The 9679-nt window shown below is 46.5% G+C and carries 9 protein-coding genes and 6 tRNA genes; 9 read left to right on the top strand and 6 right to left on the bottom strand.

The genetic code is table 11. The features are described from left to right. Positions 1-294: 294 nt before the first annotated feature. Positions 295-1707, top strand: coding sequence for an MATE family efflux transporter (locus H8S54_RS12020; RefSeq protein ID WP_173766732.1), 1413 nt, complete (start codon positions 295-297; stop codon positions 1705-1707). Between the two features lie 127 nt (positions 1708-1834). Here the strand turns inward: H8S54_RS12020 and H8S54_RS12015 are convergent, their stop codons facing one another. After that, positions 1835-2797, bottom strand: coding sequence for a substrate-binding domain-containing protein (locus H8S54_RS12015; RefSeq protein ID WP_186901564.1), 963 nt, complete (start codon positions 2795-2797; stop codon positions 1835-1837). Then, complete coding sequence (locus H8S54_RS12010; RefSeq protein ID WP_118579240.1) at positions 2790-3002, bottom strand: TOBE domain-containing protein; 213 nt, start codon at positions 3000-3002, stop codon at positions 2790-2792. Before H8S54_RS12010 ends, H8S54_RS12015 begins: the two co-directional genes overlap by 8 nt. 304 nt (positions 3003-3306) lie before the next feature. On the opposite strand from H8S54_RS12010, the gene modA reads away from it, so the two are divergent. Genes modA through H8S54_RS11995 form a run of 3 tightly spaced genes read left to right on the top strand, consistent with a single transcriptional unit; the run spans position 3307 to position 5940 of the window. Then, complete coding sequence (gene modA, locus H8S54_RS12005) at positions 3307-4191, top strand: molybdate ABC transporter substrate-binding protein (RefSeq protein ID WP_186901563.1); 885 nt, start codon at positions 3307-3309, stop codon at positions 4189-4191. Between the two features lies 1 nt (position 4192). Continuing rightward, complete coding sequence (gene modB / locus H8S54_RS12000; RefSeq protein WP_117854137.1) at positions 4193-4888, top strand: molybdate ABC transporter permease subunit; 696 nt, start codon at positions 4193-4195, stop codon at positions 4886-4888. Beyond that, on the top strand, positions 4888-5940 hold the full coding sequence (locus tag H8S54_RS11995; RefSeq protein WP_021925677.1) for a sulfate/molybdate ABC transporter ATP-binding protein: 1053 nt from the start codon (positions 4888-4890) through the stop codon (positions 5938-5940). The genes modB and H8S54_RS11995 overlap by 1 nt, the downstream gene beginning before the upstream one ends. Before the next feature lie 108 nt (positions 5941-6048). Here the strand turns inward: H8S54_RS11995 and H8S54_RS11990 are convergent. Together H8S54_RS11990 and H8S54_RS11985 are read right to left on the bottom strand one after the other, a co-directional pair. Further along, positions 6049-6119 (bottom strand) — tRNA-Trp (locus tag H8S54_RS11990). 128 nt (positions 6120-6247) lie between these two features. Next, a tRNA-Ser gene (locus H8S54_RS11985) sits at positions 6248-6335 on the bottom strand. Between the two features lie 185 nt (positions 6336-6520). Here H8S54_RS11985 and epsC point away from each other — a divergent pair. From epsC to H8S54_RS11960, 5 genes are all read left to right on the top strand, one after another. Beyond that, on the top strand, positions 6521-7447 hold the full coding sequence (epsC, locus tag H8S54_RS11980; protein WP_021925680.1) for a serine O-acetyltransferase EpsC: 927 nt from the start codon (positions 6521-6523) through the stop codon (positions 7445-7447). A 230-nt stretch (positions 7448-7677) separates the two neighbouring features. After that, a tRNA-Gly gene (locus H8S54_RS11975) sits at positions 7678-7748 on the top strand. A gap of 3 nt (positions 7749-7751) precedes the next feature. Next, a tRNA-Gly gene (locus tag H8S54_RS11970) sits at positions 7752-7824 on the top strand. A 41-nt stretch (positions 7825-7865) separates the two neighbouring features. Continuing rightward, positions 7866-7936 (top strand) — tRNA-Gly (locus H8S54_RS11965). Positions 7937-7939: 3 nt separating this feature from the next. After that, a tRNA-Gly gene (locus H8S54_RS11960) sits at positions 7940-8012 on the top strand. A gap of 148 nt (positions 8013-8160) precedes the next feature. On the opposite strand, the gene H8S54_RS11955 is transcribed toward H8S54_RS11960, so the two are convergent. Then, positions 8161-8376 carry a DUF378 domain-containing protein gene (locus H8S54_RS11955; protein ID WP_021924950.1) on the bottom strand — a complete coding sequence of 72 codons (216 nt, stop codon included), beginning with the start codon at positions 8374-8376 and terminating at the stop codon, positions 8161-8163. 122 nt (positions 8377-8498) lie between these two features. Further along, a complete protein-coding gene (locus H8S54_RS11950) occupies positions 8499-9602 on the bottom strand; it encodes a DUF5067 domain-containing protein (RefSeq protein ID WP_021924951.1) in 1104 nt (367 codons plus the stop codon). Positions 9603-9679 lie beyond the last annotated feature (77 nt).

Genomic DNA, 9679 nt, shown 5'->3' with positions numbered 1-9679 from the left:
AAGCGCACAGGTCGTTCCATTGAACGAAGCGAGATGGAGCTTCCAGGTTATTCGCAAGGTTGAAGAATGATTCAGAAAAGATTCCAGACAAGGATATGGCATGTATGTAGTTTTGAAGGCACAGTAAGCAAACGGTAGCCGATTGGTTATCGTTTTTTTTATTGCTGAAAAATATAATTCTCTTCATTTCCCTCTTGCATTCTGCTGAAATATGTAGTAATTTAATATTTATTACGCTGCAGATACAGAACAAACATTCTGTCTGCAAGGGAAAGTGGAAGGGGAAAATGAAAAATGGAAAACACGTCAGTTAAGGCTGGCTTCCGGAAGAAATTCCTGGGAGACAAGGCCTTTTACAAAATGGTACTTGCAATTGCAATACCGATTATGATCCAGAATGGTATTACCAATTTTGTCAGCCTTCTGGACAATATTATGATTGGAAGAATCGGCACGGAGCAGATGTCAGGGGCGGCAATCGTGAATCAGCTGCTGTTTGTCTATAACCTCTGCCTGTTCGGCGGGGTATCCGGAGCTGGTATTTTCACTGCTCAGTATGCAGGACAGAAGGATCACGAGGGTGTGCGTCAGACTTTTCGATATAAGCTGTGGCTGGTAATCATTCTTACAATTATCACAGTACTGCTTCTGATTTCATCCGGGGAAGCTCTGATCGGCATGTATCTGAAAGGGGAAGGAAGCGCAGCTGCATTAGAAGCTACCAGCAGATATGGTATGCAGTATCTCTGGATTATGCTTATCGGACTTCCGCCATTTATGATCAGTCAGGTATATTCCAGCACCCTTCGTGAGTGCGGAGAAACTGTACCGCCGATGAAAGCAGGCGTCACAGCTGTCCTTGTGAACCTGGTATTTAACTATCTTCTTATTTATGGTAAATTTGGTTTCCCGGAGCTGGGAGTAAGAGGGGCAGCAATTGCTACCGTTATATCCCGTTATGTGGAGGTAGCCATTGTCATTGTCTGGACGCATACCCATACAGACAGAATGCCATTTGCAAAGGGGCTGTACAGCACTTTGAAGGTACCAGCCAGCCTGACGAAGAAAATTCTGATAAAAGGTACCCCGCTTCTTCTGAACGAGACCTTGTGGGCGGCTGGCATGGCAATCCTGACACAGTGTTATTCTGTACGCGGATTGAATGTAGTAGCTGCTCAGAATATTGCCAATACCATTAACAATGTATTTAACGTGGTGTTTATTGCTCTTGGAGATTCGGTTGCCATTGTGGTGGGACAGCTTCTGGGGGCTGGAGATATGAAGAAAGCAAGGGATACGGATAATAAGATGATCGCATTTTCCGTTATGTGCTGTACGGGAGTTGCGATTGTGATGCTTGTGGTTGCGCCGTTTTTCCCAAGGCTTTATAAGACCAATCAGGATGCAAGAGAGCTGGCGAAATATTTCATTATGATCATGGCCATCTTTATGCCGCAGAATGCATTTCTCCATGCGGCTTATTTCACTCTGCGCTCCGGCGGCAAGACCATTATTACATTCCTGTTTGACAGTGTGTTCGTGTGGTGCGTCAGTGTGCCCATTGCGTACTGCCTCAGCCGATTTACAGGGCTTCATGTGCTGGCAGTATTTACCATGGTGCAGATCGGAGATATTCTGAAATGCATTGTTGGCTTCGTTCTGGTGAAAAAGGGCGTATGGATGCAGAATATTGTTTCCGGCCGTTAAACTGCCAAAAGACCTTTTGCCCCGAACATCATTTGTATTGGAAAATTCCATAATAAAAAATGCGTTTCATTTCAAAAACATTCGCTGCCAAAGAAATGAAACGCATTTTTGAATTTAAAGCAAAAGATTACAGGGAAAACAGTTCTCCTGTGCGGGTTACGTCGTATCCTGTCTGTCCCTGAAGGATGGTGCGAAAATCCTCAGAACGGACGATCTCCAGCAAAGCAGCAAATCCAGGCTGGGAAAGAGCATTTGTTTCCATAACAAGATACATGGGCAGTGTTTCCAGGGGAACAAAATCTAAAAGCCCGGACTGATGAGCCGCATATTCTTCCCCAAGGGCCGTGTCCGCTTTGTGATTAGCCACAGCTGCAGCTGTAGAAATGTCAGACACAAGCTCTGTGGAATAACCGGAAACACTGGCAGGGGAAATCTGGCTGCCAAGAAGGAAACGGTCCAGATAGATTCTGGGAGTGCTGCCTTTCTCACGGTTAGCAATGGTAATGTTTTTTCCAGAAAGGGCATTAAGGGATGTGATTCCCTTAGGGTTGCCGGATAGAACATAAAAGCCAATGGCATATTCATAAAGACAGATCACGGACAGTGCAGTGCCGGGAACCAGATGGCGGATATCTTCCAGATCCAGGCTGGCACAGGCAATATGGGCCTTTTTGAAATAAAGGGAATAAAGGCTGTTGTAGCTGTTCATAAAAGACTGAAGCACTGGAATTCCCTGTGGATGAATGGACATCTGGCTGACCAGAAGCTCCAGAGCCGGGGAAAACTGTCCGCACAGGATCAGTCCGCTGGAATGAAGCAGATAATCCCGCTTCAAAAGGGAGCTTTCTGGCGGAAATTCCGGAACCTGCAGGCTGGACATGGGGGAAATCCCGGAAGCAGAGGCTCCAGAATTCCCGGGATTTCCGGAATTGCTGTGCTCCAGATACTGGTTCAGCTGCTGTTCACTGATCCGCAGCTGCTTGCCAACCTTGGAGGAATATAATTCTCCCCGCTTGATCAGCTCATATACGGTTGTTTTTTTAATCTGAAGCCTGTCTGCGACTTCCTGGGCAGTATAAAGCTTATTCATCAATTCCCACCATTACGTTGGTAGCCTTGATTACGGCATAAGCATCGGAGCCTACCTCAAGTCCAAGCTCCTCTACAGCTGCGCAGGAGATGGTAGCTGTGATGATGTTTCCGCCGCCGATATCGATGGTGACGATGGAGTTTACAGCTCCCTTGTTAATATTGATAACTTTGCCTTTTAACTGATTGCGTGCGCTTAATTTCATAGTAAAAATCCTCTTTTCTTAAATAAAATCTGATTCAGAAGTAATCGCTGCGAAAGACAAAAAACAGCAGTTTTTCCATGCTTTCGCTGTCCTACTATGATAGCATGGAATGTGGGAAATAACAAGCTTCGACACGATTCCAAACACGTTCTGGTTATAGGAAAATTTACAAAAAATATTTGCATGGATAAAAAGAATTTGTACAATTTGCAGGCGCAGGAATTGACATAGAAAAACAAATCAAGTATAATGGATAAAACAGAACAAAACTCAACAAAACGAAACGAAAATGGAGGAACGAGACATGAAAAAAAGAGTTTTTGCAGCACTGATGGCTGGTGTTATGGGAACTATGATGTTTGGTATCACTTTAGTATCTGCTGAGGCTGAGACTCCGGAGCTGAAAGGCGAGGTTTACGCGTTTATTGCAGCCAGCCTGAACAATGCCATGGAAGAGCTTCAGAAGAACTTCAATGAGACATATCCGGACGTTGAGATCCTTTACAATGCAGACAGCTCAGGCACACTGCAGACTCAGATTGAGGAAGGCGCACGCTGCGATATCTTCTTCTCCGCAGCACAGAAGCAGATGAATGCGCTGGTAGATGAAGGCCTTGCAGACAAGGATTCCGTTGTAGATCTTCTTGAAAACAAGGTAGTCCTGATCAAACCAAAGGATGGCGAGACTAAGGTAACAGGCTTTGAGAATATTACAGACGCTGCCAACCTTGCACTTGCAGGCGAGGATGTTCCGGTTGGACAGTATTCCCGTGAGATTTTTGACAATCTTGGAATTACAGACGAAGTAAACAAGATGGAGATCAACGAAGGCAAGAACGTGACTGAAGTACTTGCGGCTGTAAGTGAGGGAAGCAACGAGGTTGGTATCGTTTATGCCACTGACGCAGCTTCTGTAGCAGATTCCGTTGATATTATCGCAGAGGCACCGGCTGGAAGCCTTGAGACACCTGTACTTTATCCGGTAGGACTTGTAGAAGACCAGGAAGCAAGCGATGATGACAAGGCAGCTGCAGCAGCATTCCTTGAGTATCTTCAGTCTGATGAGGCTCTTGAAGTATTTGAGAAATACGGATTTGCAGCTTATGTAACAGATGAGAATGCTGATGATGCCCAGGCTGACGATGCCGCTGAAGAGACAGAAGAGGCAGCTGAGGATACAGCAGAATAATATGGGAGAATTTCTCAGTGAAATAAACTGGACCCCGTTATGGATTTCCATGAAAACAGGTGTGGTGGCAACCATAATCGCCTTTTTCCTGGGTGTATTCTGCGCAAGGAAGATCATGAAATTAAAACCAGGAGCCAGGGCTATTATGGACGGCATCCTGACTATGCCCCTTGTTCTTCCGCCTACTGTAGCGGGATTTTGTCTGCTTTTGCTTTTCAGCCTGAAAAGACCCTTTGGAAAATTTTTGCTTCAAAATTTTGATATCAAGGTAGTACAGACATGGACAGGCTGTGTGATCGCGGCTTCTGTGATCGCGTTTCCTTTGATGTACCGAAATGCCAGAGCTGCTTTCGAGCAGGTGGATGTGAACCTGATCTATGCAGGACGGACTCTGGGAATGAGTGAGAGCAGGATTTTCTGGAAGGTGATCATGCCTGCAGCAGGACCTGGAATCGCATCCGGTACCGTGCTGGCTTTTGCCCGTGCAATCGGAGAATACGGCGCTACCTCCATGCTTGCCGGCAACATTCTTGGAAAAACAAGGACAGTTTCAGTTGCCATCGCTTCAGAGACAGCAGCTGGAAACTTTGATATGGCTGGCTTTTGGGTTGTGGTAATTATATTGATCTCATTCCTGGTGGTTGCGGCAATCAATATTGTCTCCGGCAGAGGAATGCAGACCAGAAGGTGGATATAATGGCGATTGAACTTGATATTCAGAAAAATTTCAAAGGCTTTTCCCTGAATGTAAAGCTGAAGGGGCAGGACGGAACCATGGGAATCCTGGGAGCTTCCGGAAGCGGAAAGAGCATGACGCTTCGCAGTATTGCGGGAATTGAGACGCCGGATTCCGGGAAGATCGTGATAAATGGAAGAACGGTTTTTGACTCGGAGCAGAAGATCAATCTGCGTCCCCAGGAGAGACGGGTGGGATACCTGTTTCAGAATTATGCCCTTTTTCCTACAATGACAGTGGAGAAGAACATTGCCTGCGGATTCCGCGGGGACAAAAATGAAATGGCCGAGAAAGTGGCAGATTACATAAAACGTTATCATCTGGAGGGGCTTGAGAAGCATCTGCCGTCTCAGCTTTCCGGAGGTCAGCAGCAGAGAGTTGCCCTTGCGCGGATGATGATCGGGGAACCGGAGGTAATTCTTCTGGATGAGCCGTTTTCTGCGCTGGATGGTTATCTGAAAGATATTTTACAGAGGGATATGCAGAATTTCCTGAAGGACTATAAGGGTGACATGATCATGGTTACCCACAGCAGGGATGAGGCGTACAAGTTCTGCAGTCAGCTGACGCTGCTGCATAATGGCAAGGAGATCCTGACGGGAGAGACACGGCAGATCTTTGAGAAGCCACAGTATCTGGAGGCTGCTAAGCTTACCGGCTGCAAGAATTTTTCCGCTGTGCAGAAGATGGGACCGCATCAGGTGTATGCCCTTGACTGGGAGCTGATGTTTCATATCCAGGAGGAAGTTTCCGATGAGATCACCCATGTGGGAATACGCGGCCACTGGATGCGTCCTGCCAATGAGAGCGGGGAAAATGTAATGGCCGTGCAGGTGGAGGAATATATTGAGAATACATTTGAGCATCAGTATCTGATCCGCAATAAGGAAGCCGATGGAAGCACACCCCTTTGGTGGATGTGCCAGAAGAAAGATTTCCAGGAGAAAACAGAGGATCGGGTACCTGCGTATCTGTATTTTCCGCCGGAGCATCTCATGCTTCTTAAGAAATAAAAAACGGGAAGAAATCGCAATGGTGGATTTCTTCCCATATTTTTTATGAATAGATAAAGCAAAAAGCCGGAAAACTTTGATTAGAAAGCTTTCCGACTTGTTGGAGAACAGGGGATGAGAGAATCGAACTCCCACCAAAGGTTTTGGAGACCCCTATCATACCATTTGACCAATCCCCTATGTTTTGCTTCTGTTGCAATTATACATACAAAAGGCACACTTGTCAAGATAAAATGTTAGATTTCGCGAAAATTTTTATAAAAGCGGTGTACCTGGCGGACAAAGTGCTGTGCATAATAGCAAAAAGCGGAGATGGAGGGATTTGAACCCTCGCATCGGTTGCCCGACCTACCGCATTTCGAGTGCGGACCCTTCAGCCACTTGGGTACATCTCCACGACATTTCTCATTATATCGGGGGATGGGAGAAAGGTCAATCCTTTTTTTATTATTGACGGGAAAACAATAGTGTAATATTATGGGAAGGTAACCATTTGTGGCAATCATGCCGGAAGAATCCGGCATACTATATAGAAAATAGGCGGGAGCATATCTGCTTTCGTGAAATAAGGAGAACAGTTATGAGTGATAAGAAGACATCCATAGAGAATGCAGTAGCCCGTCTGACTGCCAATTACCGCAAGGAAGAGCTGTTTCTGACAAAGAGTGGAAGACACCTTCCTGTCCGTGCGGCGATTATTGATATTGTGAAAGAGATGAGATCCGTTATTTTCCCGGGATATTTTGACATTGATTCCGGCGCGGCGGTTTTTCCAGAGCATTACACCGGATATCTGCTGAACGACCTGTTTGACCGTATGAAGGAGCAGATTGAGACTGCATTTCTCTATGTGGGCGAGGATACTGCCAGCGCATGCGGCAAGGCTGCCAGGGTAACAGCCAGCTTTTTTGAACAGCTGCCGGATGTGCAGGAAATGCTTCTGAAGGATGTGCAGGCAGGCTTTGACGGTGACCCGGCTGCCAAGAGCAGGGAAGAGATTATTTTCTCCTATCCGGGATTTCTGGCAATTTATGTGTATCGTCTGGCCCATATCCTTTATCTGGAGGAGGTGCCTTTTATTCCCAGAATCATGACAGAGTATGCACATGACCATACAGGAATCGATATCAACCCAGGTGCCACCATTGGAGAGTACTTCTTCATTGACCATGGAACCGGCGTGGTAATCGGTGAGACTACTACTATTGGAAATAATGTGAAGCTGTATCAGGGCGTGACTCTTGGTGCGCTTTCCACCAGAAAGGGACAGCAGCTGTCCGGTGTGAAGCGTCATCCTACTATTGAGGACAATGTGACCATTTATTCCAATTCTTCCGTGCTTGGCGGTGAGACTGTCATTGGAGAAAATACCATCATCGGCGGTAACACCTTCATTACAGAGTCCATCCCGGCGAACTCCAAGGTAAGCGCCAAGAGCCCGGAGCTTGTGATCAAGAAGCCGCGCACCTGCGTGGAGACTTCCAATGTGTGGGACTGGGAGAACTGATCTTGGCAAAATCGATTTGGAAAGTGATAAATGAGAGCCAGAGCCTTTTTCAAACACACTTTAGGGTGTAGGAGCAGGGGTCTGGCTCTTCTGGAAATCCCCTAAAAACAGTTCTATTGCGTCAATCTTAGAAACAAAAGAAAAAATTTGAAAAAATTTCAAAAAAGTTATTGACAAATCCGTCCACATCGGATATACTAAGCTTCGTTGTGACGGACAAGCACAAATGTGCGGGTGTAGTTCAATGGTAGAACACCAGCCTTCCAAGCTGGATACGTGGGTTCGATTCCCATCACCCGCTTATGCGATAGTGGCGTAGTTGGTAACGCGCGACCTTGCCAAGGTCGAGACCGCGGGTTCGAGCCCCGTCTATCGCTCTTCTGACGAAAGTCAGGCAGGCACATTTGAATACAGATGTGCGGGTGTAGTTCAATGGTAGAACACCAGCCTTCCAAGCTGGATACGTGGGTTCGATTCCCATCACCCGCTTGTGCGATAGTGGCGTAGTTGGTAACGCGCGACCTTGCCAAGGTCGAGACCGCGGGTTCGAGCCCCGTCTATCGCTCTTGAGAAACCAGGACATATTGCTCCTGGTTTTTTGTTTATAATAGGAAAACAGCCTGCGCTTTGGGATTCGATCCGCGAAGTGCAGGCTGCTTTTGCATATTCATAAGATGAAAGAGTGTTTTGAAAAAAGCCTATGTTGCCTGGGTTTATGCGTCTGCCTCGTCTGCGCAGATGATTCCATAGAAGCTGAGCAGATACAGGCCGCTAAGTCCCACCAGTGCATAGATAATTCTGGAAATCCAGCTCATGCTTCCAAAGATTAGGGCCACCAGATTGAAATTAAAGAATCCGATCAGTCCCCAGTTGATTGCACCGATTATGGTAAGCGTCAGACAAAAACATCTCAAAAATTTATTTCCCATAAGTCACCATCCTTTCGTATCCATAGTGTCTCTTCTTTTTCGCAAAATATGCATAAAAAATACGCGAAAATCCAGTTAAAAGATTTTCGCGCATTTTAAAATTTAAAAGTAAAAAGCAGTTTTTACTGCAGGTTCAGGGTCTGCACCGCTGTTACACTGGTGTCCAGTCCAAAAGCGTCCACAGCCTGTAAGGTAACCGGACTCATATCCTTCAGGGAAAAGGCCTGGCATACATTCACGGTCTCCCCTGGCTGGATCTCTTTCATAAAGGCATCGATGGCGCTGTCGCTGTTTGCCGGAATGGCGGCCTCAAGAGAAGCACCGTTCTGGTAAGCGGTCAGGTTCACATCCACCATGGCACTGGAAGCACCGGAACCGTTGTTGGTGTAGTCGTAGTAAACAAGAAGACAGGGTTCACCGCCGAAGTCTGTGGAGACTACATTTCTGGTATAGTGAATGGAAAAACGTTCATTTGAAAGATCAATGGTGCCGTCTGAAGCAGCAGGCGCCTGGGCATTTTCTGAAGAAGAGCCATCTGCCTCTTCAGAAGAAGCGCTTAAGGTCTGGCTGATTTCGTCTTCCACGCTTTTGAAGTTTGCGGACATGATCTTTACAGTCTCATCATCCAGGGAAGTGACCTTCCACTGGCCGTCTACCTTGATCATAGGATAAGTGATATCAGCCTCGCTGAATTTATCCTCCAGACTGTCTGATTTTTCCATTAAGATCGCGGCAAGCTTTTCCTGTGTCTCCTGCTCTGTGAGGCTTTCGCCGGAAAAGGCGCTGGACACGATCTGACGAAGAAATTCTGTGACCGTTTCCCTGTAAATATCAGAGCCGTCGATATAACGGATGCGTGCTGTCACATCGGCTGTTCCATTCTGGAAGCTAAAGCTGGTCTTAGTGATGGACCAGGTCATTTTGGCATTGATGGACTTGAAAAAGCTTTCGTATGCAGCATTTGTCACATCTGCATTGTCAAGAGCAGACAGATCGGCGCTTTGAAGGTGGGACTGCATGGCGTTAAGATCAAGGGACTGGATCGCGGTAAGGTATGTCTCCAGTTCTTTGGCTGGCTGACTTCGCTCGTAGAAATAGTATCCCACGCCTGCTCCGATCACAAGGATAAGGGCAAGCAGAATCAGGACGCGCCCAATCTTGCCCTTTTTTTTCTTTTTACGGGGAACGGACTGCTCATCCGGGGTATTTAATTGTGGCTCTCTCATGTTTCCTCCTTTTCGTTGCTGGAATTGCTTCCATTATAGTATACGAAAAGATTTGTGTCAAAGCATTTGTCCAAAGG

Source organism: Blautia segnis (genome assembly GCF_014287535.1).
Classification (GTDB): domain Bacteria; phylum Bacillota; class Clostridia; order Lachnospirales; family Lachnospiraceae; genus Blautia_A; species Blautia_A acetigignens.
This window is presented reverse-complemented; position numbering and strand designations above follow the sequence as displayed.

Coding starts and splice junctions, on each gene's coding strand:
- H8S54_RS12020 (WP_173766732.1), top strand. CDS start 295: ATGGAAAACACGTCAGTTAAGGCTGGCTTCCGGAAGAAATTCCTGGGA.
- H8S54_RS12015 (WP_186901564.1), bottom strand. CDS start 2,797: ATGAATAAGCTTTATACTGCCCAGGAAGTCGCAGACAGGCTTCAGATT.
- H8S54_RS12010 (WP_118579240.1), bottom strand. CDS start 3,002: ATGAAATTAAGCGCACGCAATCAGTTAAAAGGCAAAGTTATCAATATT.
- modA (WP_186901563.1), top strand. CDS start 3,307: ATGAAAAAAAGAGTTTTTGCAGCACTGATGGCTGGTGTTATGGGAACT.
- modB (WP_117854137.1), top strand. CDS start 4,193: ATGGGAGAATTTCTCAGTGAAATAAACTGGACCCCGTTATGGATTTCC.
- H8S54_RS11995 (WP_021925677.1), top strand. CDS start 4,888: ATGGCGATTGAACTTGATATTCAGAAAAATTTCAAAGGCTTTTCCCTG.
- epsC (WP_021925680.1), top strand. CDS start 6,521: ATGAGTGATAAGAAGACATCCATAGAGAATGCAGTAGCCCGTCTGACT.
- H8S54_RS11955 (WP_021924950.1), bottom strand. CDS start 8,376: ATGGGAAATAAATTTTTGAGATGTTTTTGTCTGACGCTTACCATAATC.
- H8S54_RS11950 (WP_021924951.1), bottom strand. CDS start 9,602: ATGAGAGAGCCACAATTAAATACCCCGGATGAGCAGTCCGTTCCCCGT.